Raw genomic sequence first — 24987 nt, 5'->3', positions numbered from 1 at the left:
GGCAGAACGCACGCCGTTCTCCCGCCCATCCAGTTCTGACCTTCGACAAGCCAGAACCTAGGCAGGACAACGGCGTGCCCCATAAGCGACGCACCGAACCACCCACACATGCGTCACAAGACCCATAAATATGCCTCTGCGTCATATCGCTCACCAGGGAATCCGTCGCGCCGGTGCGACACGCCCGGACCGACTCGCCGGCCGCCGACCGCGCACCGCGGACTAGCTGCCTACTGCTGGCGGGCGGCGAGTGGGCGCGCGGCGAGTGGGCGGTCGGCGAGCGGGCGGCGCGGCGACACGCCGGCGGGCTGCGGGTGGGTCGCATCGACGGTAGCGTGGACATCGTGCTTCCGGTCGCGCTCACCAGTCCCTTGTGGTGGGTGACGCGCTGGAGTTCCCGGCTGCTGACCAGCTTTGCCGTGGCGGTGGCGTTCTCGCTCGGTGGGTCGACCCTGCCCGACACCGTCGCACTCCCCGAGACCCTGCCGCCGATGGCGGCGCTCCCGGCTGCGGGTCCGCCCGGCGCCCCGGCTCTCGTGCCCGCGACGAGCACGGCGACCACCTGGGCGGGCCGGCCGGGCTACCTCGCCGGTGAGCTGCGGCAGCGGCAGACCGACGCTCTCGTTCCGGCCACTGTGGGCTCGCCGACCCACGACCGCAGCCTCGGCGACGTGCACCCGGTCCTCGCGCCGCCCGCAGGTCCGGCCGGTGCGCCTGCGGACCGGTCGGCCGCCGCGCCGGGTGTACCAACCGTGGCGGTGCCGGCCCTCGCCGGGCTCTCCCCGGCCGCTGCGGGGCCGCGCGCACCCCCCGGCTGAGCGCCGCGCCCAGCGCCGACCCGCGACCATCCCCGCCACGAACCTCACCGCCGCACCAGCCCGGCAACGGCCCGGCCCCGACGGCCGCGTCCCGCTCCGCGGCCGCGTGTGGACTCCTCTCTCGCAGCTGCCCCCGTGAGGTGCCGACCATGAACACCGTGCTCTACCAGTTCCTGATCGAGGTCCCGACCGCCGCCGCCATCTGGTCCGCCCTGCTCGTGCTCGCCCTGACCGTGCTCACCGTCCTCGTCGCCCGTCCCGAGCGGGAGCGCCCGACCGAGGATGCGCCCGCCGAGCCGCCGGCCGGCGACGCCGTCCTGGAAGTCGCCGACCTGCGCCGGTACGCCGACGAGGTCGCCGTCGCGGCGGCCGGCGCGGCGCAGACGGCTCGCCGTCGGCGGGAAGCCTGGCTGGCCGCTCAGGCGGAGGCCGACCGGGCCTGGACGGCGTACGACGAGGCGGAGGAGGCCGCCCGGCGCTTCGTCGGCGCCCGCGCGCTGCCGGCGCCGCGTACCCCGCGCACGCCCGCCGAGTACGCCGGCCGGGAGCGTTGGCTGCACCAGGCAGCGGTGGCCGCGCACTGGCGGGGTGAGCTGTCCCTGACCCAGCTGCGGGACGTCTTCGCGCATCGGGACGGCTGGGACCCGCGCCGGCACCCGGTTGAGCAGGAGGTGCTGCTGGCCCGGGCGGTCCGCGAGGGGCGCCGGGAGGCGTACCGGTCGGCCACCGAGCGGGAGCGGTCAGCGTGGCGGGACGCGGAGCTGGCCGCCGAGTCGGCGCGGGCGCTCGCCACCGAGGCGTACGCGGCGACCGAGCGGCTGCGGCCGGCCCGGGTGCCGGCCCGTCGGGCAACGGCGGTGGTGGCGCCGACGGCGACCGCGGCGCGCTGGCGGCCGGCCCGGGTGGGCTGACCGGGGCCGAATTGTTACCCAAAACTCGGTGAGCCGGGTCACGTCCACGCCGAACCGGTCATCCGGTAACAGCCGGTGACATCGACGCCGACGGTCCTCGGTGATTCTGGTAGCGACGTCCGATTGTCGCCCCATCGCGTCCGGATGGCGCACTGTCCCATCGAGCGACGCCAGTGCCGAAGTGCACCGGAAATTGCTCGCGCTGATCATGTTTAAGCAGTTCAGCGCGCTTGGCCGGGAGTGGACCCGCCAGTAATGTCGCCTCGGTCCGGTGCGGTTTCCGATCGCAAGAGGCGACGCCGCGTCGACCCGCTCAATCGTGAGATCACGAACCGGGGACCCACGCAGTTCTGGGGTGAATCCGCGGGCCACGGCCCGCGGTAGGGCGTTCTTCCCGCCCGAATCCGTCAGCTAACCCGGTAGGCGGTGTCGGAAGGAGTTCCCTTAGTGCAGTTCGACAACATTCCGCGGTTGTTCCCCCACCTCGGTAGCGGGGTGCCGTCGCCGGTCCGCTGCGCGGTCGCGCGCTGATCCCAGCATCCGCCTCGCCGTCCGGCATCGACCGGGCGGTCCCCCCGCCGAGCGGTCCCGCACCGAACCCGATCCCGCGCCTGGCCGACCGCCACGCGCCGATCCGGTGCGCCCGCCCCCGCTCCCGCACCGTGGAGGAACACTCGTGAAGCACCAGATGAAGCGGCAGTTGCGACGCCTCACCACCGAGCGCCCCTACCAGGTCGTCGCCGGCGCTGCCGCGGCCCTCGCGCTCGCCTCCGGGACCGCGGCCCTGGTCGCCGGCACCGACGACGCCCCCGTCCGGCAGCAGACCTCGGCCGCCGTGGCCGAGGCGGCCCCCCGCCTGAACGACGTCGCCACCCGCAGCGAGGTGCGCGTCGCCACCACCCCGTCGGCCAGCCCCTCGGCGAGCGCCTCGCCGTCGGCCAGCGCCGCCAAGGCCAAGGCCAAGGCGACGGCGGACCCGGACCTGACCCGTACCGCGGCGCCGAAGCCGCCGTCGTCGAAGGTCCTCAGCTACGACTACGAGGCCCAGACCACCTACTACAACTGCGGCCCGGCGGCGGTGCGCAACGCGCTCAGCGCGACCGGCATCGACCGCACCCAGGACGACCTGGCCGTCCAGCTCGGCACCACCGAGATGGGCACCAACTCGGCGGAGGACACCACCCGGGTGCTCAACGCCGTGGTGAAGGGCGACCCGTACCGGACCCGGATGTTCGAGGGCACCCCAAGCTCGGCGCAGATCGACCGGCTCCAGGCCGACGTGGTCAAGGCGATCACCGACAAGCGGGGCGTGGTGGCCAACGTGGCCGGCACCGCCACCGACGTCGACGGCGGCTGGCACTCCTTCCCCGGCGGCCACTACATCGCCGTGGTGGGCTACAAGAACGACGGTCGTACCGTCCGGATCGCCGACTCGGCCGACCCGAGCCTGCCGGCGTACTGGATCAGCACCGTGGACCTGGCGAACTGGATCGCCACCCGCGGCTACTCCGCCTGACCCGCGCCGTACTCCGGGCGCCGGCTCCCCTCGGGGGCCGGCGCCCGGCGTCGTTCCCGGGTCTCGCGGGCCGGTGCCCGTCGATGGCACACTGCGCCCCATGACCGACGGATCGGGTCCCCGGCGCGTTCTGGTGCTGCTGCACGGGATGGGCGCCACCGGCGACGTCTGGCTGCCCTGGGCGCCACTGCTGGAGCACCGCTGGCCGGGCCGCTGGCTCGCGCCGGACCTGGCCGGTCACGGCTGGTCGCCGCCGCTGCCCGGGTACTCCTTCACCGGCCTCGCCGGGCGGGTGGCCGCCGGGCTGGGCCCGGCCGGCGGGTCGGCGGACGGCCGGTCGGGGGAGCGCCTGGTGGTTCTCGGGCACTCGCTCGGCGGGGTGGTCGCGCTGGCGCTGGCCGCCCGGCACGCGGGCCTGCTGGTCGACGCCGTGGTCGGGCTCGGCATCAAGGCGGTCTGGTCGCCGGCCGAGCTGGCCAAGACGCGCGAGCTGGCCGAGCGGCCGGTGAGCTGGTTCGCCACCCGGGACGAGGCCGCCCGCCGCTACCTGCGGGTCGCCGGCCTCGGTGGGCTCTTCGCCCCGGACCACCCGGTGGTCCACGCCGGCCTGCGCGCCGAGGACGGCCGGTGGCGCCTGGCCATGGACCCGGCCGCCTTCGCGGTCGGCGCCCCGGACCTGCCGGGCCTGCTCGCCGGCACCGACGTCCCGGTGCTGCTGGCCCGCGGCGAGCACGACCCGATGGTCAGCGACGACCAGCTGGCGGCGCTCGGGGTCCCCGTGGTCACGCTGCCGGGCCTCGGGCACAACGCGCACGTGGAGGACCCGGCGGCGGTGCTGGCCCTGCTCGACCGCTACCTCTGACGAGACGCGGAACCGCGCCGCCCCCGAGGGGACGACGCGGTTCCGGCGTGCGCGGTGGCGCTACCGCTTGCTCTTCGCGAACTCGCCGTACGCCTTCAGCACCTCGTCGGTCGGGCCGTCCATCCGGATCACGCCGGACTCCAGCCAGATCGACCGCTCGCAGGTGTCCCGGATCGAGGCGAGCTGGTGGCTCACCAGGAACACCGTGCCGGCGCCCTCGCGCAGCTCGCGCACCCGCTGCTCGCTGCGCTTGCGGAAGCCCTCGTCGCCGGTGGCCAGCGCCTCGTCGATCAGCAGCACGTCGTGCTTCTTGGCCGCCGCGATGGCGAACCGCAGCCGGGCGGCCATGCCGGAGGAGTACGTCCGCATCGGCAGGCTGGCGAAGTCACCCCGCTCGTTGATCCCGGAGAACTCGATGATCTCCGGCGCCCGGCGGGCCACCTCCTCCGGCGACATGCCCATCGCCAGGCAGCCCAGCGTGACGTTGCGCTCGCCGGAGAGGTCGTTGAGCAGCGCGGCGTTGACCCCGAGCAGGGACGGCTGGCCCTGGGTGTAGACCGCGCCCCCGTTGACCGGGAGCAGGCCGGCGATCGCCCGCAGGATGGTCGACTTGCCGGAGCCGTTGCTGCCGATCAGCCCGACCGCCTCGCCCCGGTACGCGGTGAAGGAGACCCCCTTGACCGCGTGCACCTCCTGGATGTTCGGCGCGTTGGTGCGCTTGACCAGCCGGCGGAACGCCGCCACCGGGCTGGTGCCGCCGGTGGCGCCCTTGTGCACCCGGTAGATCACATGGGCGTCGTCCACCACCACGGTGGGGATCCGCTCCTCGACCCGGGGCAGCGTCACGGTCGCCTCGTTGGACATCTTGAACTGATCAACCACGACCGTACTCCTGTTCGCCGCGCCAGAAGTAGAGGTAACCGCCCACGCCGGCCACGATCGCCCAGCCCACCGCCGCCAGCCAGAGCTGGGTCAGCGACTCGTTGAGCAGCGGAGCCTGCTCCAGCAGCGCGTACCGGCCCAGCTCGATGTAGACCAGCATGGGGTTGTACTGGGCCAGGGTGGCCGCCCAGCCGGGCAGCTTCTCGAAGAGCGTGACGCTGTAGACCACGCCGGAGGCGTACATCCAGGTGCGCATCAGGAACGGGATGACCTGCCGCAGGTCGGTGGCGCGCGCGCCCAGCCGGGCGACGGTCAGCACGGCCCCGGCGTTGAACACCGCCTGCAGCAGCAGGGCCGGGATCAGCATCAGCCACTCGAAGGTGATCGGCTCGCCGGTGACCAGCACGATGCCGATCAGCACCAGCATCGAGGCCAGCAGCTCCTGGAACTGGGTCACCACGATCGCCAGCGGCAGGCTGGCCCGGGGGAAGTGCAGCGCCCGGATCAGGCCCAGGTTGCCGCTGATCGCCGAGGTGCCGGCCTGCACCGCGCTCTGAGTGAAGTTGAAGATGAACAACCCGGTGGTCAGGTACGCGATGAAGTTCGGGATGCTCGTCTGCTCGAGCACCACCCCGAAGATCACCCAGTAGACCGCGGCGTTGGTCAGCGGAGTGAGCACCTGCCACAGCTGACCCAGCCGGGCGTTGCTGAACGAGGCGACCAGCTTGGCGTTGGCGTACGCGGCGATGAAGTGCCGGTAGGCCCACAGTTGGCGGCTGTACTCGGCGACCGAGGGGCGCTCGCCGGCGACCCGCAGTCCGTGCCGAGCGGCCAGCTGCGCCTGGGTCAGGCCCGTTTCAGGGTCGACCAGCGCGGTGGTGGCCATGTGAAGGGCGCTCCGATCTCTTGTGTCGACGGGATCGCGCGACGACGGGATCTTCGCTGGTGAGCTGCGGGGGAGGGCCGCCTCGTCGCTGCGTGGACGGTAGTCCAAAACACGTCGGGACGCAACCGTACCGTCGTTGCGCTACATTGGCCCACGTGACAGGTGCGAAGAGCCCCCGATGAGCAGCGAGAAGAGGCGTACGCCGGCCGGCGCCGCGGTGCTGCGGGGCGACATCACCAGGGCCATCCGGCAAGCGTTGATGCAGGAGCTGGCCGCGGTCGGCTACGGCCGCCTCTCCATCGAGGCGGTCGCCCGCCGGGCCGGGGTCAGCAAGACGGCGATCTACCGGCGGTGGAGCTCGAAGCTCGACCTGGTGCTGGAGACCGTGGTGGCCGCCGCCGGCAACAAGTTGCCCGCGCTCGACACCGGCAGCCTCCGCGGCGACCTCGCGCTGCTGTTCCAGGTGGTGGCGGTCGCGCTGGGCCACCCGCTGGCCTCGCAGATCATCCCCGACCTGCTCGCCGAGGCGGCCCGCAACCCCACCATCGACCAGACCCTCCAGCAACTGCTCCGCGCCAAGCAGCAGGAGATCTGCGGGCGGTTGATCAGTCGGGCTGTCGAGCGCGGGGAGCTGCCGGTGGGCACCGACCCGGACGCCGCCGTCGACCTCATCCTCGGCCCGCTCTACTGGCGGCTCGCGATCGCCCGCGCCGCGCTCACCCCCAGCTACCTCGACACCCTGGTCGGCTCGGTGGTCGCCGGGTTGACCGCCGACGCGGCGACCGCCCGGCCGCACGAGGTGCCGCTACCGCGCTGACCGCCGGCTCGGGCCGTGGGGTCGCCGGTCCCACCGCCGACCGCCGGGCCCGCTCAGCCGAGCAGCTCCGCCACCGCGTCGGCGGCCGGAACGTCCACCGGCAGCGCCCGCGCCTCGGTCACCGCCGTCACCGGCAGCGGTCCGTACAGGTGGGGGAAGAGCGCGCCCCCGCGGGACGGCTCCCAGCGCAGCTCCGCGCCGAGCGCGGCCGGGTCGACCGTGAGCAGGGTCAGCCCGGTGGCGCCGCCGAAGTGCCGCCGGGCCGTCTCCACCACCTGATCGCCCGCCGACAGGTGGATGAACCCGTCCTGCCGGTCCACGGCCGAGCCGGCGATGTGCCCCACGGCCTCGGCCTGCTCCCACTCACTGGTCGGCAGCAGCTTGTAGATCATGAGGGCAGCTTACGGCCCGCCGCCGCGTCCCCACCGTTTCCCCGGTACCGCCGGACCGGTCGCTTCTGCCACCATTCGCTCGTCATCCGTACGACGAATGGGGGTCACCCGGTGCGCATCCTGCTGGTCGAGGACGACCGACGGGTGGCCGGCGCCCTCACCTCGGCGCTGACCCGGCGCGGGTACGAGGTCGAGCACGCCGCCACCGTCGCCGCCGCCCTCTCCGCCGCCCCCTGCGACCTGGTCCTGCTCGACCTGACCCTGCCCGACGGCGACGGCACCGAGGTCTGCCGCGAGCTGCGCCGGCGCAGCAGCCAGCTCGGCATCATCGCGGTGACCGCCCGGGGCGAGGAGCGCGACCGGGTGCTCGGCCTGCGCCTCGGCGCCGACGACTACGTGGTGAAGCCCTTCTCGATGGTGGAGCTCCAGGCCCGGATCGAGGCGGTGCTGCGCCGCGCCGCGCACGCGGTGCCCGAGCGGGACCTGATCGAGGCCGGCACGGTCCGCATCGACGTGGCCGGCCGGACGGTGAGCGTCGCCGGCCGCCCGGTGGCGCTGACCCGCAAGGAGTTCGACATTCTGCTCTCGCTGGCCCGCCAGCCCGGCGTGGCGGTGCCCCGGGACCGGATCCTGCTCGACGTCTGGGGGACGACCTGGGCCGACCGGCACACCGTCGAGGTGCACGTGGGGTCGCTGCGCGGCAAGCTCGGCGAACCCCGGCTGGTGGAGACTGTCCGCGGGGTCGGCTACCGGCTCCGCGGCGAGTGAGGGGCACCAGGTGCGTCGTCGACTCGTCATCAGCTACCTGCTGCTGATGGTGCTGGTGCTCATGGCGCTGGAGACCCCGCTGGCGTTCACCCTGGCCTCCCGGGAGACCGACCGGATCCGCGCCGACCGGCTGGCCGACGCGACCCGGTTCGCCTCGCTGGCCGGGCCGGCGCTGCGCGAGGGGGTGCCCGGTCCGCTCGACGGCGAGCTGAACAGCTACGACCAGCTCTACGGCATCGGCGCGGCGGTGGTCGACCGGGACGGCCGCACGGTCGTGGTCTCACCCAGCTGGAACCGGGTCGGTGAGACCGGGGCGCTGGACACCGCGCTGGCCGGGCAGCAGTTCAGCGCGCCCGAGTCGGTCTGGCCGTGGGTGGACGGCCCGCTGGTGGTCGCGGTGCCCATCAACGACGGGGGTGAGGTGCTCGGCGCGGTGGTCACCGCCACCCCGGTCGGCCCGCTGCGGCGTACCGTCACCGCCTGGTGGCTGCTGCTGGCCGGGATCGGCCTGCTCGCCGTGCTGGCCTGCGTCTCGACCGCGTTCGGGTTGGCCGGCTGGGTGCTGCGCCCGGTGACCGAGCTGGACGCGGTGACCCACGAGATCGCCGAGGGGGACCGGAGCGCTCGGGTGCAGCACCGGCTGGGGCCGCCCGAGCTGCGCCGCCTCGCGGTCAGCTTCAACAACATGGCCGACGCGGTTTCCGACGTGATGGACCGCCAGCGCGCCTTCGTCGCGCACGCCAGTCACCAGCTGCGCAACCCGCTGACCGCGCTGCGGCTGCGGGTCGAGGAGCTGGGGCCCAGCCTCACCGACCCGGAGGGTCGGGTCGAGCACCAGTTGGCGCTGGAGGAGACCGACCGGCTGGCGCAGGTGCTGGACGCCCTGCTCACCCTGGCCCGGGCCGAGCGGGAGGAGAACCAGCGGGTGACCGTGGACGCGGTGGCGGTGGCCGCGTCCCGGGTGGCGGCGTGGCGTCCGCTGGCCCGGCACCGGTCGGTCACGCTGCGCCTGGAGGCCGGCGGACCGGCGTACGCGCGGACCGTGCCGACCGCGGTGGACCAGGCCCTGGACGCGCTGATCGACAACGCGGTGAAGTTCAGCGGGGACTCCGGGGCGGTCACGGTGCGGGTCGGCGCCGCCGACGGCGGGACGGTGCTGGAGGTGCGCGACACCGGGCCGGGCATGACCCCGGGTCAGCTCGACCAGGCCACCGAACGGTTCTGGCGGGCGCCGGACGTGCAGAACATCGACGGCGCCGGGCTGGGGCTGACCATCGTCGCAGTGCTGGTCGACGCCTCGGACGGCCGGCTCACCATGCGACCCGGCGAGCCGGGCGGCCTGGTCGCCGAGCTGTGGTTCCCGACGCCGGACGACGCCGGCCGGGAAGCCGGGCAGCGGACCGTCGAGCCGGCCGACGGGGCGATGGCGCCGCAGCGCGCGGCCCTCACGGCGGGGTCCGTGGCCGACCGGACGGACACCGACGCACCCCCGGCCGACGTGCCGGCTGCCGGAGGGTGAGCGGTCAGGGTTTCGCCGACCGGTACCAGTCCGCGGCACCCGGGTGCAGTGGCAGCGGGGTGGTGACGATCGCCGAGCGGGGACTCATCCGGCCCGCCGCCGGATGCGCGGCGGCCAGCTCCGCCCGACGCTCCATCAGCAGCCGGGTCACCTCCCGCACCAACGGCTCCGGCAGGTCGGCGCCGACGATCAGGTAGTTCGGGTTGGCCACCGTGGTCACCGGCTCCACGCCGTAGACGGAGCGCGGGATGTCCCGTCCCACGTACACCTCGCTGTAGCCGCGGCGCAGCGGCTCGGTCCAGTCACCGAGGTCGACCATCCGGGTGGCCGACCGCGCGGCCAGTTCGGCCACCCCGCGCACCGGCAGGCCGCCGGAGAAGAAGAAGGCGTCGATCCGGCCGGCCCGCAGCGCGGCCACCGAGTCGTCCAGGCCGAGGTGCTCCTGGCGTACCCGGTCGCCGTCGAGCCGGGCGACCTGCAGCAACCGGGTCGCGGTCACCTCGGTGCCGGAGCCGGCGGCACCCACCGAGACCCGCCGGCCGGCCAGGTCGGCGACGGTACGGACCGGGCCGCCCGCCGTGGTGACCAGGTGCAGCAGGTCGTCGTAGACCCGGGCCACCGCCAGCACCTTCGGCCCGCCGGCCGGCGCGCTGTCCAGCACGTCGGCCTGGGTGAAGCCCAGCTCGGCCGCGCCGGAGCCGACCAGCCGGACGTTCTCGGCCGACGCGGCGGTGACCACCACGCTGGCCCGTACGTCGGGCAGCTCCCGATTGAGGATCGCGGCCAGGGATCGGCCGAAGGCGTAGTAGACGGCGGTGGGACTGCCGGTGGCGATCCGGATCTGCACCGGCTCGGACCGGGTGTCCCGGCAGGCCGCGAGCCCGGTCGAGGCGGCGACCAACACCATCAGCAACGCCGCGCCGGCGGCGGAACGCCGCAGGGTGGGGGCGGACCAGCAACGGCTCACGCGCTGCACTCTGCGCCGTGCACCGTCCCGGACGCAAGCCCGACCGGTCGCGGTTCAGCCGGCCGTCGGGCGGGGTGGGGCCAGGGCCGCGCGTTCGATGATCCGCAACCGGTCCGGGCCGTCGGAGACGCTCACCACGAAGCAGCCCGCGCCCGGGCGCAGCAGCGCCGGCACGTCCAGCAGCGCCGCGCTGCGGACCAGGACGGCGGCCAGCTCCCGGTCGGTCAGCCGGATCCCCAGGATGTGCCGGCGCACGTGCCGTCCACCTGCCAGCAGCGCCGACCGCCACGCCGCCGCGGCCAGCCGGGAACGCCAGGCCGCCCGCGCGGTCGAGGCGCCCGGCACCGGCGCACCGAGCAGCTCCTGGCGCCCCTGCCGCCAGCCCGACGCGCGCAGCGCCGCGTACGTGGCGAGGTGCTCCGGCGGCACGTGCAGCCGGTGCAGCTCGTAGCGGCGGCGCAGGCCACCACCGGTCACCTCGTGCTCCACCGGGACGTCGAGCCGGTCGAGCAGTTGGCGCATCCGCAGCGCCGCGTCCTCCCGGTTGAACTCCGCCACCCCCCGGTACGGCTCGACCCGGCCGCGTGCGGTCACCGCCGGGGGCGGCGTGCACCGCACCAGGCAGGCCACCTCGAACGCGTCGGCGACGGTCAGTCGCAGCAGGGGTGGGGGCGGGGCCACGCGGGGCCGGTCGAGCAGGGGGGTGTCGGAAGCCATCGGTCCGCTCCTCCTCGGCGTCGGTGCCCCCATACCGTGACCCGCCGGTCGTCCGCGTTCCAGCCATCGGGCCGAGCCTTGAGCAAATCTTGCGGCTCGCCTAGAGCTCGGACACCACCACGTCGAGCTGGCGGGGCCGCCCGGCCGCCGTCGGCTGCTCCTCGACCGGGTACGACAGGTCCCGCAGGGCGGCGACCAGACCGGCGGCCGTGCGCGGCCGGGCCCCGGCGATCAGCAGGTCCCGGACCAGCCGTCCCTTGGTGGCCTTGTTGAAGTGGCTGACCACGGTCCGGACCGGCCCGTCACCGGCGTCGCGCTCGTGCAGTACCCGGACGGTCACCGTCCGGGCGGCCGCCTCGCCACGCGGCGTCCAGGTCGCCGCGTACGCGCCGGAGCGCAGGTCCAGCACCGGCCTGTCGCCGGCCGCCGCCGCCATCGCTGCCGCGAGGTGACCCCGCCAGTACGCCGACAGCGCCCCGACCCCGGGCAGCTTCCCGCCGATCGGGCACCGGTAGGGCGGGATCCGGTCGGTGAGGCGTACCGCGCCCCAGAGGCCGGAACTGATCAGCACCGACCGGCGTGCCGCCCGCAGCGCGGTCGCCGGCAGCGAGGCCAGGTCGAGCGCCTCGTAGAGCACCCCGGTGTAGATCTGGCCGGCCGGTGCGGTGGCGGCCCGCTCCAGCCGGGCGTTGCGGGCCAGCTCGCCGCGCTGGCCGGCACTGAGCCCGAGGGCGGCCAGTGCCGCCGCCTCGTCGCCGGTGGAACTGAGCGTCGTCAGCGCGGCGAGCACCTCCTGCCGGGCCGGGGTCAGCTCGGGCAGGGAGAGCTTCGACAGGTCCAGCCGGCGGCCGGTGCCGACGTCGGCCTTGCCCTCGGAGGGCGGGAGCAGGATGAGCACGCCGAGCAGCGTACGGCGGCGGCGTCCTACCGCCAGGGCCGCACGGCGGCCGGCGGGTGGTACACGCGATATCCGGCGACCTCGACCACCGTGGCGGCGTCCGCGCCGTCGCCGAGCAGCCGGCGCAGTCGACGCTCGGCGGGGGAGTCGACCGGCAGCACGTACCCGGGTCGCGCGGCTGAACCGACCTGCCGCCAGTACGGCCGGTACCGGTTCTGCCCCGGGCTCAGGTCGCCGTCGAGCACCGCGCAGACGACGTCCTCGGCGGTGTTGAAGGTCAGCCGGTTGCAGGTCCAGTAGTCGCCGTACACCTCGCGCAGCCCGGTGCGGCGGACCGCGTCGGCCAGTTCCCGGGCCTGCCGCTCGTCGGCCCGGGGCGCGTCGAGGGAGGTGAGGAAGAGCCCGGTGGCCACCACCGCGCTGGCGGTGAGCCCGGCCAGCACGGCGGTCGCGGTGGCCCCGGCCAACCGGCCCGCCGCGCCGACCGGGCCCCGCCAGCAGGCCACCGCCGCCTGCCAGAGCGGCCAGAGCGCGGCGGGCAGGGAGAGCTGGAGCACCGACAGGTAGCGGGCGCTGGACAGCGGGTCGGTCGCGGCGAGCGGGCTGCGGACGTACGACAGCAGGGTCAGTGCCGCGCCGGCGACCAGGGCGAGCTGGGCGACCGGCCGGACCCGGACGGCGGTCGGCGCCCCGGCGGTCCGGCGGTACCCGACCAGCGCGAGCGCCGCGGCCGCCGCCAGCAGGAACGGGTACAGCAGGCCGAACCACTCCTGCCACCGGGCGCAGCCGGTGACCGGGCAGAGCCCGGTGGCCAGCGGCACTCCCTCCAGCAGCCCGCCGCGCAGCCGGTCGGACCAGGGCGGTGGTGTCCCCGCCGTCGCGGTGATCTGCCGGAACACCGACAGCGAGTCCTGCCCCGGGGGCGCGACCAGGTTGTCCCACAGCATCGGCGACACCCCGACCACGAACCCGGCCAGCAGCAGCGCGCCGGACCAGCCGAGCAGTTCCCGCCGGGTCGCGTAGACCAGCAGCAGGCCGGCCACCGCCAGGTACGGCACGATCAGCCAGTCCGACCAGAGCGCCAGGCCGGCAAGCAGCCCGGCCGCCCCCACCGCGGCCCGCCGGTGGGTCACCCGACGCTGCGCCAGCCCCACCGCGACCAGCAGCACCGCCAGCACCGCCGGTTTCACCTCGGGCCGGCCGCCGACCACGGTGAGCTGGTCGCGCACCACCCGTTCCGTGCCGAGCACCAGCAGGCCCACCGTGAAGGTGGCGAACCAGGGGGAGAAGATTCGGCGGCTGAGCCGGTACGACAGCCAGAGGAACAGCGCGTAGAGGGCGACCAGCGGCAGTCGCAGCACCGGCCAGCCGGGCCCGGCGAGCGCCACCAGCGGCGCCGCCAGGTACGACTCGACCATGCCCATGTAGTGCTGGCCGTAGAGGAAGACCGGATGCCCGCGACCGGTGGCGATGTGCAGCGCGGCCAGGCCGAAGGTGGCCTCGTCGCTGTTGCCGCCGGGAACGGTCATCAGGGTCAGGACCAGCCGGTAGGCCACCCCGACCACCCCGAGCAGGAGCGCGACCAGAGCCGGCCGGTCGAGCCGCGGACGCCACGCCCGGTGCTGCGGTACAGGTGTCGACACGACCAACGCCCCCGTCGTCGTCCCGACCGGAGTGTTTCACGCTCCCTGGCCGGACGGGGTCGATCCGCCCAGCCGGCCGCGCCTCGCCTGGCCGGCTCCGCCGACCTGTGGCAGGGTTGCCGTGTGCCACCCACTCCCGCTGGCCAGCTGGCCGTACCCAACCTGCACCGGGCCGCGCGACTCGAGGACGCCGTGCACCAACTGGTGGAGCGTCGGCTCCGGCGCACCGGGTGGCAGATGAACATCGTCGCGTACGCCGGGTACGGCGCGCCGGGGTGGGCGCGGGTGATGTGCCGGGTGCTGCTCGGCCGGCCGGACACCCGGCAGCGGGGCCGGCTGGACAAGGTCCGCGGCTGGCGCAGCTTCACCACGCTGCCCGCGAAGCACGTCACGGTGTCGATCGAGGCGGGCGGTGCGACCCACGAGGCCCGCGCCGACCGCAGCGGCTTCGTCGACACCGTCATCGAGGCGGACCTCACCCCCGGCTGGGCCTCGGTACGCCTCAGCGTCGCCGACGCGGAGCCGGTCGAGGCGCTGGTGCGTGTGATCGACCCGGAGGTCCGGTTCGGCATCCTCTCCGACATCGACGACACGGTCATGGTGACCGCGCTGCCCCGACCGTTGCTGGCCGCCTGGAACACCTTCGTCCTCGACGAGCACGCCCGGGCCGCGGTGCCCGGGATGGCGGTGCTCTACGAGCGGCTGGTCACCGCGCACCCCGGGGCGCCGGTCTTCTACCTCTCCACCGGGGCGTGGAACGTCGCGCCGACCCTCACCCGCTTCCTCTCCCGGCACCTCTACCCGGCCGGGCCGCTGCTGCTCACCGACTGGGGCCCGACCGCCGACCGCTGGTTCCGCAGCGGCCGGGAGCACAAGCGGGCCACCCTGGCCCGGCTGGCCCAGGAGTTTCCCGAGGTGCGCTGGCTGCTGATCGGCGACGACGGGCAGCACGACCAGGAGATCTACCGGGAGTTCGCGGCCGCCCACCCGGACAACGTCGCCGGGGTGGCGATCCGCCGGCTCTCGCCGACCCAGTCGGTCCTCGCCGGCAGCCTGCCTGCCCCGCAGGGGGACCGCGCGTCGTCCGGGCCGGTGGGACAGAAGTGGCTCTCCGCGCCGGACGGCGCCGGGCTCTGGAAGCTGCTGCGGGACGCGGGCCTGGTCTGACGTACGTCCCGACCGGCGCGCGCCCCGCGCAGCGTCAGTCGGTCGTCGAACTGGTCACCGTGCCGGAACCGATCATGCCGCCCCCCGCCGAGTCGCCGGCCACGGCGTCGCCGTCGGCCATGCCGGCGTCAGCACCCTGCGGGTTCTGGTCGGCACCCTGCGGGTCCTGGTCGGCGCCTGGGGCGTTCCCGCAGCCCGGCACGCTCGGGTCGGCGACCCGGTAGACAGCGCCCGCGCCGCCGGCCCCGTTCCGGGCCGCGCCCTGTTCCTGTGCCGCGCCCTGTTCCTGGCCTTGGGCCGCGCCCTGTTCCTGTGCCGCGCCTGGGTTCTGGCCCGCGCCCTGTTCCTGTGCCGCCGCCTGTTCCTGGCCCTGGTTGGCGTTCTGTCCCTGGCCCGCGCCCTGGTTCTGGCCCGCGTTCTCCCCCTGGGCGGCCTGTTCGCGCGCCGCCTGGCGGGCCGCCCGTACCTGCTGGGCGATCGCGCGCAGCTGCTGGATGCGCGCGCGGATCTGCTGGATCCGCTTGGCGACCCGGCCCCCGGCGTTCCCCGCCTGAGCCGCGTCGCCCGCCTGCGGGCCGCCCGCGGCCTGCTCGTTGCCGCCAGCCTGCTGGCCGAGGCCCTGCCCGCCATCGGCCGCCTGCGCGGCGCCGGCTTGCTGTCCGGCTCCGGCCTGTTGTCCGGCCTGCTGTGCCGCGGCGGCCTCCTGGCGCGCGGCCCGGGCGGCCTGCACGGCCTGCACGATCCCGGCGATCTGCCCGATCAGGCCGCCCACGGCGTCGATGACGCCGGCCGTCCGCCCGGCACCCCCGCCCGCTGCTCCACCGCCGGCTGCCGCACCGCCCGCAGCTCCACCGCCCGCTGCCGCACCGCCCTGGGCCTGCTGGGCGCCGCGCACGATGCCCTGGATGCCGCCGAAGATGCCGCCGAGCCGCTTGACCCGGGCCTCGGTGACCTGCGGGTCGGTCAGCTCGCCGGCCCGCTCGCCGGTCATCTGCTCGGTGACCGCCCAGGCCTCGTCCAACCGGGTGGTCATCGCGACCTCCCAGGGGACCAGTGGGCAGTCAGCGCCCGCCGCCACCACGTCGCCGTCGCAGCCGGCCGCGGACCGGTACTGCTGGAGCTGGTCGACCAACGCCTGCCGATTGACGATCCGGGCCGCCGAGTTGGCGTCCGGATTCTGCCGCTGCGCGGCGATGAATGTCAGGTTGTTCCGTAGGGCGGTGTCCAGGCCCTGGCAGTTCTCGGCCGCCTGGCCCGTTCCGGTGGCGACCGCGAACGTCGCACCGGCGGTCACCGCGAGTGCCACGCCACCGGCGATCTTCCGCTGACGGGACGAGCCCGTCACCCGGTGCCTTCTTGTCGTACCCCTGCTCCACGCCATCGACGCGCCTCCGACTCGTTAGTCACGGGTGTCCGGCATCCGAACAGCGGTACGGGGGAACGGCACGGCGGGTTCAGCCCTACCCGGGGTGCGGGCGGAAAGTTCAACGGTGGGTGAGCGGTTCCCGCCATGACGGCCACGCTGCGTAGTAGCCACCCCCCGATAGGGGGCGAGAGCGGTATGACGCTCCGTCATATTTATGACGGAGCGTCATACCGCTCTCGACAGAATTGCCGTCCCGGCTGCGACACGCCGACAGCTCGGTCGGGGGTGCCGTCCGGCCGCCGCGACACATCGACGGGTCGGGCTGACGGTGCCGTCCCGGCCGCCGCGACACGCCGCCCGGTCAGTCCCGGCGGAGCCAGAGCACGCCGAGCGGCGGCACCCGCAGCGCCGCCGAGGCCGGCATCCCGTGCCAGGGCACGTCCTGGGCGTGTACCGCGCCGAGGTTGCCCACCCCCGACCCGCCGTAGTGGTGCGCGTCGGTGTTGATCACCTCGGTCCAGGTGCCGCCGGCCGGCAGGCCGACCCGGTAGTCCTCCAGTGGCAGGGCGGAGAAGTTCGCCACGCAGACCAGCGTCGCGCCGTCCGGGGCGATCCGGACGAACGAGACGGCGTTGTTGGCGACGTCGTCCCCGGCGATCCAGCGGAAGCCCGCCGGGTCGGTGTCCTGGGCCCAGAGCGCCGGGGTGCCCCGGTAGACGGCGTTGAGGTCCCCGACCAGCCGTTGCACGCCGGCCCGGGCCGGGTCGTGCGTCAGGTACCAGTCGAGGCCGCGCTCCTCGCTCCACTCCCGGTCGTCGGCCAGCTCGCAGCCCATGAAGAGCAGCTGCTTGCCGGGATGCGCCCACATGTACGCCAGCAGCGCCCGCACGTTGGCCAGCCGCTGCCAGGTGTCGCCGGGCATCTTGCCGGCGAGGGACCCCTTGCCGTGCACCACCTCGTCGTGGCTGATCGGCAGCACGTAGTTCTCGCTCCAGGCGTACGCCAGGGAGAAGGTGAGCTGGTGGTGGTGGTGCTGCCGGTAGACCGGGTCCTTCGAGGTGTAGAGCAGAGTGTCGTGCATCCAGCCCATGTTCCACTTGAAGCCGAAGCCGAGCCCGCCCTCGGCGGTGGGCCGGGTTACCCCGGGCCAGGCGGTGGACTCCTCGGCGATCATCACCACGCCGGCGTGCCGCTTGTAGACGGTGGCGTTGACCTCCTGCATGAAGGCGATCGCCTCCAGGTTCTCCCGGCCGCCGTACTGGTTGGGCACCCACTGCCCCTCCTGGCGGGAGTAGTCCAGGTAGAGCATCGAGGCGACCGCGTCCACCCGCAGCCCGTCGACGTGGAACTCCTCGCACCAGTAGAGCGCGTTGGCGACCAGGAAGTTGCGCACCTCGCGGCGGCCGAAGTCGAAGACGTACGTGCCCCAGTCGGGGTGTTCGCCCCGACGCGGGTCGGGGTGCTCGTAGAGCGGGGTGCCGTCGAACCGGGCCAGCGCCCACTCGTCCTTGGGGAAGTGCGCCGGCACCCAGTCCAGGATCACCCCGATGCCGGCCGAGTGCAGCCGGTCCACCAGGTAGCGGAAGTCGTCCGGGTCGCCGAACCGGGACGTCGGGGCGTAGTAGCCGGTGACCTGGTAGCCCCAGGAGCCGCCGAACGGGTGCTCCATCACCGGCAGGAACTCGACGTGGGTGAAGCCCAGCTCGGTCACGTACGCGGTCAGCTGCTCGGCCAGCTCCCGGTAGCTCAGCCCCGGCCGCCACGAGCCGAGGTGCACCTCGTAGACGCTCATCGGCTCCTGGTGCGGCCGCCGCTGGGCCCGCCGCTCCAGCCAGCTGGCGTCGGACCACTCGTACCTCGAGTGGTGCACCACCGAGGCGGTGGCCGGCGCGGTCTCGGCGTAGCTGGCGAGCGGGTCGGCCTTGTCCCGCCACTGCCCGTCGGCGCCGAGGATCCGGTACTTGTAGCGGGCGCCGACGCGCGCGTCGGGCACGAAGATCTCCCACACCCCGCTGGAGCCGAGGCAGCGCATCGGCCAGCCGTCGTCCGGGCCCCAGCCGGTGAAGTCACCGATCACCCGCACGCCGCGGGCGTTGGGCGCCCAGACCGAGAACGCCACGCCCTCGTCGAAGACCCGCGCGCCGAGCGCCTCCCAGAGCTGCTCGTGGCGCCCCTCGCCGATCAGATGCAGGTCCAGCTCGCCGATGGTCGGCGGGTAGCGGTACGGGTCGTCGCTGGTCCGCCCGTCGGCCTCGATCCGGTAGCCGAGCACGGTGCCCTCGACCCGGGTCTCGAAGACGCCGGCGTCGTGCACCCGCTTCATCGGGTGCCGCTCTCCGTCGATCAGCAGCGTCACGTCGCCGGCGCCCCGCCGCATCGCGCGGATCGTGGTCCACCCCTCGGCGGGGTGCGCGCCGAGCAGCGCGTGCGGGTCGTGCGTCGCGCCGGCGATCAGCTGGTCCATCGGGCGTCGTCCTTCTCGGCCGGTACGGTCGGGGCGGTGCCGCCGGAGAGGTCGGCGGGTACGTCTTGGACGGTCAGCTCAGGCGCGGCCGGGACTGCGGTCTCCGGGACGGCCGGCTCCGGGAGCGCCGGCTCCGGGACGGCCGGGGGAGCCGGCCGCCGCACCGTGAGCACGTGTGCGGGTTGAAGGTACGGGTCGAGGCGGACGGCGTTGCGCTGTCCCCACTCGTAGCTCGTCCCGGTCAGCTCATCGTGCACGGTGAACCGCTCGTGCCAGTCGAAGCCCAACGCCGGCATGTCCAGCGTGGTGTTGCCCCACTGCACGGTGCGCGGGTCGAACGAGCAGACCACGATGACCGTGTTGCCGGTCTCCGGGTCGTGTTTGGACCAGCAGAGCAGCGCCGGGTTGTCGATGTCGTGGAAGCGCAGGTTGCGCAGCTGGTGCAGGGCCGGGTTCTCGGCGCGTACCCGGTTGAGGGTGGTGATGAACGGCGCGAGCGAGCGGCCCTGCGCCTGGGCGCCGGCCCAGTCCCGGGGGCGCAGCTCGTACTTCTCGTTGTCGAGGTACTCCTCGGCGCCGGGGCGGGCCAGGTGCTCGAAGAGCTCGTAGCCGGCGTACATGCCCCAGGAGGGGGAGAGCAGCGCGGCCAGCACCGCCCGGATCTTGAACATCGGCGGCCCGCCGTGCTGGAGCGAGTCGTGCAGGATGTCGGGCGTGTTGGGCCAGAAGTTGGGCCGCATGTAGTCGGCCGCCGCGACCAGCTCCTCGCAGTAGGCGCGCATCTCGGCCGCCGTCGTGCGCCAGGTGAAGTAGGTGTACGACTGGGTGAAGCCGATCTTGCCGAGCCCGTGCATGATCGCCGGCCGGGTGAACGCCTCGGCGAGGAAGAGCACGTCCGGGTCGACCTTCTTGACCTCGCCGATCAGCCAGTGCCAGAAGTCGAACGGCTTGGTGTGCGGGTTGTCGACCCGGAAGATCCGGATGCCCTCGCCGACCCAGTGCAGCACCACCCGCAGCACCTCGGCCCGGATGCCCTCCGGGTCGTTGTCGAAGTTCAGCGGGTAGATGTCCTGGTACTTCTTCGGCGGGTTCTCCGCGTACGCGATGCTGCCGTCGGCCCGGGTGGTGAACCACTCCGGGTGCTCGGTGACCCAGGGGTGGTCCGGCGCGCACTGCAACGCGAGGTCCAGCGCCACCTCGAGGCCCTGCTCGGCGGCGGCGGCGACGAAGTCGCGGAAGTCCTCCGGCGTACCCAGGTCGGGGTGGATCGCGTCGTGGCCGCCCTCGGCGGCGCCGATCGCCCACGGCGAGCCGACGTCGTCGGGCCCGGCGGTCAGCGCGTTGTTCGGGCCCTTGCGGTTGACCCGACCGATCGGGTGGATCGGCGGCAGGTAGAGCACGTCGAAGCCCATCGCGGCGACGCCGGGCAGCCGGTCCATCGCGGTGACGAAGGTGCCCGACCGGGCCGGGGCGTCGACAGTGGCCGGGATCGCCCCCTCCGAGCGGGGGAAGAACTCGTACCAGGCGGAGAAGAGCGCCCGGGGGCGATCCACCCAGAGCCGGTGCTCCTCGCCGGTGGTGACCAGCTCCCGCACCGGGTGCTCCCAGAGCAGGTCGGCCAGCTCCAGCGCCGGGGCGACCCGCCGGTGCAGGTCGACCTTCTCCTCGCCCAGCGCGGCCACCGCGGCCTGCACCCGGGGGACGTCGGCGGCCGGCACCAGCTCGACCGCCGCCGTCAGCACCCGGACGCCCTCGGCCAGGTCGTTGGCCAGGTCCTCCGGGCCCTGCCCGGCGGCGATCTTCTTGGTCACGGCGTTCTGCCAGGTCAGGTAGGGATCCTGGAACGCCTCGACGGTGAAGACCCACTCGCCCACCGCGTCCGGCCGAATCGTGGCGTACCAGCGGTCCTGGCCCGGCTCGCCCGGGCGCATCCGGGTGAACGGCCGCGCCGCGCCGTCGGGGCCGAGCCAGACCACGTTGCAGCCCAGCGCGTCGTGGCCTTCCCGGTAGGCGCGCGCCGACACCGGCACCACCTCGTCGACCACCGCCTTGGCCGGGTAGCGACCGCAGGCGACGACGGGGGAGACGTCTTCGATCGGGAACCGTCCGCTCACATCGCCAACCTACTGTGCGAGATCGGTTCGCGCTCGGCTCAGCCCGCCGCGCCCACCGACCGGTAGACCTCGGTCGTGCGTGCCGCGATGGCGTCCCAGGAGAAGTGCTCCACCGCCCGCCGCCGCCCGGCGAGGCCGAACGCCTCGGTCCGTTTCGGATCGGCCAGCAGCTCGTTGATCGTCGCGCCCAGGTCCGCGACGAAGCGCTCCGGGTCCAGCGGCTTCCCGCTGCCGTCGCTCGCCTGCTCGATCGGGACCAGCAGGCCGGTCTCACCGTCGGCGACCACCTCGGGGATGCCTCCGGTGGCGGTCGCCACGACGGCCGTCTCGCAGGCCATCGCCTCCAGGTTCACGATGCCCATCGGCTCGTACACCGACGGGCAGACGAAGATCGTGGCGTGGGTGAGCACCTGGATCACCTCGTGCTTGGGCAGCATCTCGGCCACCCAGACCACGCCCGAACGGTTCGCCCGCAGCTCGCCCACCAGCCCCTCCACCTCGGCGGCGATCTCCGGGGTGTCCGGGGCGCCGGCGAGCAGCACGAGCTGGGTGTCGGCGGGCAGCGCGCGGGCCGCCCGCAACAGGTACGGCAGGCCCTTCTGCCGGGTGATCCGCCCCACGTACACCACGCTGGGGCGGGACGGATCGATGCCGAGCCGGTCGACCACGTCGGTGCCGCGGTTCGGGGCGTACTGGACGGTGTCGATGCCGTTGTAGACCACCCGGACCCGGTCCGGGTCGACCGCCGGGTACGCGGCCAGCACGTCGCGTTTCATCCCCTCGCTGACCGCGATGATCGCGTCGGCGGCCTCCACCGCGGTCCGCTCGCACCAGGAGGAGAGCGCGTACCCGCCGCCGAGCTGCTCGGCCTTCCACGGCCGCAGCGGCTCCAGGCTGTGCGCGGTCACCACGTGCGGCACCCCGTGCAGCAGCTTCGCGGTGTGCCCGGCGAGGTTGGCGTACCAGGTGTGGCTGTGCACCACGTCGGTGCCGGCGCAGGCCGCCGCCATCTCGAGGTCGACCCCCATGGTGCGCAGCGCGGGGTTCGCGCCGGCCAGGCCGGCCGGTTCGGCGTACGCGGTGACCCCCGGCTCGGTGCGCGGCGCGCCGAAGCAGTGCACCCGCACGTCGGCGAGTCGGCGCAGCTCACGGGCCAGGTACTCGACGTGCACGCCCGCCCCGCCGTACACCTCCGGCGGGTACTCCCGGGTGAGCAGGTCGACGCGCAGCGGCGAGGAATCCGTCATGCCCCCGCACCCTAGTGCAGATCTGTGCCCGTACGAGTGGTGAAGTGGCAGCGGGATGGATAGCGTCGGTACATGGCTGCCAAGGTGCTCGCGATCGTCCTGGCCGGCGGAGAGGGCAAGCGCCTCATGCCGCTCACCACGGACCGGGCCAAGCCGGCCGTCCCGTTCGGCGGGATGTACCGCATGGTCGACTTCGTCCTCTCCAACCTGGCCAACGCCGGCTATCTGAAGATGGTCGTGTTGACCCAGTACAAGTCGCATTCGCTGGACCGACACGTCACGACGACCTGGCGGATGTCGACCATGCTGGGCAACTACGTCACCCCGGTGCCGGCGCAGCAGCGGCGCGGCCCGTGGTGGTTCGCCGGCTCGGCCGACGCCATCTACCAGAGCTTCAACCTGATCAACGACGAGCAGCCGGACCACGTGATCGTCTTCGGCGCGGACCACATCTACCGGATGGACCCCCGGCAGATGGTGGACGACCACATCGCCTCCGGCGCCGCGGTCACCGTCGCCGGCATCCGGCAGCCGCTGTCGATGGCCGACCAGTTCGGCGTGATCGAGGTGGGCGAGGACGGCCGGCGGATCCGGGCGTTCCGCGAGAAGCCCACCGACGCCATGGGCCTGCCCGACGCCCCGGACCAGATCTACGCCTCGATGGGCAACTACGTCTTCAGCACCAAGGCGCTCTGCGAGGTGGTCGAGCGCGACGCGGAGGACAAGACCAGCAAGCACGACATGGGCGGCAGCATCATCCCGATGCTGGTCGAGCGCGGCGAGGCGAACGTCTACGACTTCAAGGACAACGAGGTGCCCGGCAGCACCGACCGGGACCGCGGCTACTGGCGCGACGTGGGGACGCTGGACTCCTTCTACGACGCGCACATGGATCTGATCAACGTGCACCCGGTGTTCAACCTCTACAACTTCGACTGGCCGATCTACAGCGCCCAGCCGCCGTACCCGCCGGCGAAGTTCGTCCACCAGTGGGGCGAGCGGGTCGGCCGGGCGGTCGGCTCGATGGTCTCGCCCGGCGCGGTGATCTCCGGCTCGCTGGTGGAGAACTCGATCGTCTCGCCCAAGGTGAAGGTCCACTCCTGGGCGCACGTCGACGGCGCGGTGCTGATGGAGGGTGTCGAAATCGGCCGGCACGCGGTGGTGCGCCGGGCGATCCTGGACAAGAACGTCTTCGTGCCCGAGGGCGCCGAGATCGGCGTCGACCTGGAGAAGGACCGGCAGCGCTACACCGTCTCCGACAACGGCATCGTCGTCATCGGCAAGGGCCAGCGCGTCGAACTCTGAGCCCCGCCCGCCCGCACCCAGTCACGACCTTCAGGAGGATCCCGCAGTGGCCCACCCCCGTGCCGGACAGCCCGCCGAGCCCGCCGACCTGGTCGACGTGCCGCGGCTGCTGACCGCCTACTACGCCGAGCACCCCGACCCGCAGGACCCGGCGCAGCAGGTCTCGTTCGGCACCTCCGGGCACCGCGGGTCCGCACTGCGCAACGCCTTCAACGAGGACCACATCCTCGCGGTCACCCAGGCGCTCTGCGACTACCGGCGCGAGCAGGGCCTGGACGGGCCGCTCTTCCTGGCCCGGGACACCCACGCGCTCTCCGCCCCGGCCGAGGCCAGCGCGCTGGAGGTGCTCGCCGCCAACGACGTCACCGTGCTGCGGGACAGCCGCGACGGCTACACCCCGACCCCGGCGCTGTCGCACGCGGTGCTCACCCACAACCGGGGCCGCACCAGCGGGCTGGCCGACGGCATCGTGATCACCCCGTCGCACAACCCGCCCGACGACGGCGGTTTCAAGTACAACCCCACCCACGGCGGGCCGGCCGACAGCGACGTCACCAGGTGGATCCAGGACCGCGCGAACGCGATCCTCGCCGGCGGGCTCAAGGAGGTGAAGCGGATCCCGTACGCGCGGGCCCGCGCCGCCGACACCACCGGCACGTACGACTTCCTCGCCGGTTACGTCGACGACCTGCCGGCCGTGCTCGACATCGACGCGATCCGCGACGCCGGGGTGCGCATCGGCGCCGACCCGCTCGGCGGGGCCAGCGTGGCGTACTGGGGGGAGATCGCCGAGCGGCACCGGCTCGACCTCACCGTGATCAACCCGACGGTCGACCCGACCTGGCGGTTCATGACCCTCGACGGCGACGGCAAGATCCGGATGGACTGCTCCTCGCCGAACGCGATGGCCTCGCTGATCGCCGCCCGCGGCGAATACCAGGTCTCCACCGGCAACGACGCCGACGCCGACCGGCACGGCATCGTCACCCCCGACGGCGGTCTGATGAACCCCAACCACTACCTGGCGGTGGCGATCGGCCACCTGTTCCGGACCCGGTCGCAGTGGGGTCCGGCGGCGGCGGTCGGCAAGACCCTGGTCTCCTCCTCGATGATCGACCGGATCGCCGCCGACCTGGGCCGCCCGTTGCTGGAGGTGCCGGTCGGGTTCAAGTGGTTCGTCCCCGGGCTGCTCGACGGCGCGGTCGGCTTCGGCGGCGAGGAGAGCGCCGGTGCGTCCTTCCTGCGCCGCGACGGCAGCACCTGGACCACCGACAAGGACGGCATCCTGCTCTGCCTGCTCGCCTCCGAGATCATCGCCACCACCGGCCGGACGCCCAGCCAGCACTACGCCGAGCTGACCGAGCGCTTCGGCGCCCCCGCGTACGCCCGGATCGACGCGCCGGCCACCCGGGCGCAGAAGGCCGTGCTCGGCAAGCTCTCCCCGGAGCAGGTGGGCGCCACCGAGCTGGCCGGCGAGCCGATCACCGCGACGCTCACCGCGGCGCCGGGCAACGGCGCGGCGATCGGCGGGCTCAAGGTGACCACCGAGTCGGGCTGGTTCGCTGCCCGGCCGTCCGGCACCGAGGACGTCTACAAGATCTACGCCGAGTCGTTCCGCGGGGCCGACCACCTCGCCCAGATCCAGGACGAGGCGAAGGCGCTGGTGGACGGGGTGCTGGCCAAGGCCTGAGCAGACCCGCCGCCCGTCCACCCCGGATGGGCGGGCGG

At 73.8% G+C, this 24987-nt stretch carries 20 protein-coding genes, 1 pseudogene and 1 riboswitch; of the genes and pseudogenes, 10 read left to right on the top strand and 11 right to left on the bottom strand.

Translation table 11 applies throughout. The features are described from left to right. Positions 1-173: 173 nt before the first annotated feature. From AC5RWQ_RS15450 to AC5RWQ_RS15435, 4 genes are all read left to right on the top strand, one after another. Complete coding sequence (locus AC5RWQ_RS15450; protein ID WP_494283407.1) at positions 174-818, top strand: hypothetical protein; 645 nt, start codon at positions 174-176, stop codon at positions 816-818. 149 nt (positions 819-967) lie between these two features. Then, positions 968-1729, top strand: coding sequence for a hypothetical protein (locus AC5RWQ_RS15445; protein WP_494283406.1), 762 nt, complete (start codon positions 968-970; stop codon positions 1727-1729). A gap of 300 nt (positions 1730-2029) precedes the next feature. Next, positions 2030-2170, top strand: a riboswitch (cyclic di-AMP (ydaO/yuaA leader). Between the two features lie 235 nt (positions 2171-2405). After that, positions 2406-3245, top strand: coding sequence for a C39 family peptidase (locus AC5RWQ_RS15440; protein WP_494283405.1), 840 nt, complete (start codon positions 2406-2408; stop codon positions 3243-3245). A 100-nt stretch (positions 3246-3345) separates the two neighbouring features. Further along, positions 3346-4107 carry an alpha/beta fold hydrolase gene (locus tag AC5RWQ_RS15435; RefSeq protein WP_494283404.1) on the top strand — a complete coding sequence of 254 codons (762 nt, stop codon included), beginning with the start codon at positions 3346-3348 and terminating at the stop codon, positions 4105-4107. A gap of 60 nt (positions 4108-4167) precedes the next feature. On the opposite strand, the gene AC5RWQ_RS15430 is transcribed toward AC5RWQ_RS15435, so the two are convergent. Beyond that, positions 4168-4971 (bottom strand): ABC transporter ATP-binding protein, encoded by an 804-nt coding sequence (locus AC5RWQ_RS15430; protein WP_494283420.1) that lies wholly within the window; start codon positions 4969-4971, stop codon positions 4168-4170. A gap of 10 nt (positions 4972-4981) precedes the next feature. Beyond that, positions 4982-5875 (bottom strand): ABC transporter permease, encoded by an 894-nt coding sequence (locus AC5RWQ_RS15425; RefSeq protein WP_494283403.1) that lies wholly within the window; start codon positions 5873-5875, stop codon positions 4982-4984. A gap of 178 nt (positions 5876-6053) precedes the next feature. Here AC5RWQ_RS15425 and AC5RWQ_RS15420 point away from each other — a divergent pair, with 178 nt between their 5' ends. Further along, positions 6054-6692, top strand: a complete 639-nt coding sequence (locus AC5RWQ_RS15420) for a TetR/AcrR family transcriptional regulator (RefSeq protein WP_494283402.1) — start codon at positions 6054-6056, stop codon at positions 6690-6692. A gap of 53 nt (positions 6693-6745) precedes the next feature. Here AC5RWQ_RS15420 and AC5RWQ_RS15415 read toward each other — a convergent pair whose 3' ends face one another. Beyond that, the gene (locus AC5RWQ_RS15415) at positions 6746-7084 is read right to left on the bottom strand and encodes a DUF952 domain-containing protein (protein WP_494283401.1); all 339 of its coding nucleotides are present in this window, start codon (positions 7082-7084) and stop codon (positions 6746-6748) included. A gap of 111 nt (positions 7085-7195) precedes the next feature. Between AC5RWQ_RS15415 and AC5RWQ_RS15410 the strand changes: the two genes are divergently transcribed. Both AC5RWQ_RS15410 and AC5RWQ_RS15405 read left to right on the top strand, forming a co-directional pair. Beyond that, a complete protein-coding gene (locus tag AC5RWQ_RS15410) occupies positions 7196-7852 on the top strand; it encodes a response regulator transcription factor (protein ID WP_334484779.1) in 657 nt (218 codons plus the stop codon). Positions 7853-7862: 10 nt separating this feature from the next. Then, positions 7863-9239, top strand: a pseudogene (locus AC5RWQ_RS15405) (sensor histidine kinase); the annotation flags it as partial. Between the two features lie 136 nt (positions 9240-9375). On the opposite strand, the gene AC5RWQ_RS15400 reads toward AC5RWQ_RS15405, so the two are convergent. The 4 genes from AC5RWQ_RS15400 to AC5RWQ_RS15385 all read right to left on the bottom strand — a co-directional run bounded on the left by AC5RWQ_RS15400 (position 9376) and on the right by AC5RWQ_RS15385 (position 13596). Beyond that, complete coding sequence (locus AC5RWQ_RS15400) at positions 9376-10278, bottom strand: TAXI family TRAP transporter solute-binding subunit (protein WP_494283419.1); 903 nt, start codon at positions 10276-10278, stop codon at positions 9376-9378. 114 nt (positions 10279-10392) lie between these two features. After that, a complete protein-coding gene (locus tag AC5RWQ_RS15395) occupies positions 10393-11055 on the bottom strand; it encodes a hypothetical protein (protein WP_494283400.1) in 663 nt (220 codons plus the stop codon). Between the two features lie 100 nt (positions 11056-11155). Further along, entirely contained in the window at positions 11156-11953 is a 798-nt protein-coding gene (yaaA, locus tag AC5RWQ_RS15390) for a peroxide stress protein YaaA (protein WP_494283399.1), read from the bottom strand. A 26-nt stretch (positions 11954-11979) separates the two neighbouring features. Then, on the bottom strand, positions 11980-13596 hold the full coding sequence (locus AC5RWQ_RS15385; RefSeq protein ID WP_494283398.1) for a hypothetical protein: 1617 nt from the start codon (positions 13594-13596) through the stop codon (positions 11980-11982). A 123-nt stretch (positions 13597-13719) separates the two neighbouring features. On the opposite strand from AC5RWQ_RS15385, the gene AC5RWQ_RS15380 reads away from it, so the two are divergent. Beyond that, positions 13720-14763: an App1 family protein phosphatidate phosphatase gene (locus tag AC5RWQ_RS15380; protein ID WP_494283397.1), complete on the top strand. Its 1044-nt coding sequence runs from the start codon at positions 13720-13722 to the stop codon at positions 14761-14763. Between the two features lie 34 nt (positions 14764-14797). Here AC5RWQ_RS15380 and AC5RWQ_RS15375 read toward each other — a convergent pair whose 3' ends face one another. The 4 genes from AC5RWQ_RS15375 to glgA all read right to left on the bottom strand — a co-directional run bounded on the left by AC5RWQ_RS15375 (position 14798) and on the right by glgA (position 21954). Then, positions 14798-16108 (bottom strand): hypothetical protein, encoded by a 1311-nt coding sequence (locus AC5RWQ_RS15375; protein WP_494283396.1) that lies wholly within the window; start codon positions 16106-16108, stop codon positions 14798-14800. A 382-nt stretch (positions 16109-16490) separates the two neighbouring features. Then, a complete protein-coding gene (gene glgB / locus AC5RWQ_RS15370; RefSeq protein ID WP_494283395.1) occupies positions 16491-18593 on the bottom strand; it encodes a 1,4-alpha-glucan branching protein GlgB in 2103 nt (700 codons plus the stop codon). Beyond that, positions 18581-20707, bottom strand: coding sequence for an alpha-1,4-glucan--maltose-1-phosphate maltosyltransferase (locus AC5RWQ_RS15365; protein WP_494283394.1), 2127 nt, complete (start codon positions 20705-20707; stop codon positions 18581-18583). Before AC5RWQ_RS15365 ends, glgB begins: the two co-directional genes overlap by 13 nt. A 38-nt stretch (positions 20708-20745) precedes the next feature. After that, the gene (gene glgA, locus AC5RWQ_RS15360; protein ID WP_494283393.1) at positions 20746-21954 is read right to left on the bottom strand and encodes a glycogen synthase; all 1209 of its coding nucleotides are present in this window, start codon (positions 21952-21954) and stop codon (positions 20746-20748) included. A gap of 72 nt (positions 21955-22026) precedes the next feature. Here glgA and glgC point away from each other — a divergent pair, with 72 nt between their 5' ends. After that, positions 22027-23259 carry a glucose-1-phosphate adenylyltransferase gene (gene glgC, locus AC5RWQ_RS15355; protein WP_494283392.1) on the top strand — a complete coding sequence of 411 codons (1233 nt, stop codon included), beginning with the start codon at positions 22027-22029 and terminating at the stop codon, positions 23257-23259. Positions 23260-23305: 46 nt separating this feature from the next. Beyond that, entirely contained in the window at positions 23306-24949 is a 1644-nt protein-coding gene (gene pgm / locus AC5RWQ_RS15350; protein WP_494283391.1) for a phosphoglucomutase (alpha-D-glucose-1,6-bisphosphate-dependent), read from the top strand. The last annotated feature ends 38 nt before the right edge of the window (positions 24950-24987 follow it).

It is taken from the genome of Micromonospora sp. BS32 (assembly GCF_059089345.1).
This window is presented reverse-complemented; position numbering and strand designations above follow the sequence as displayed.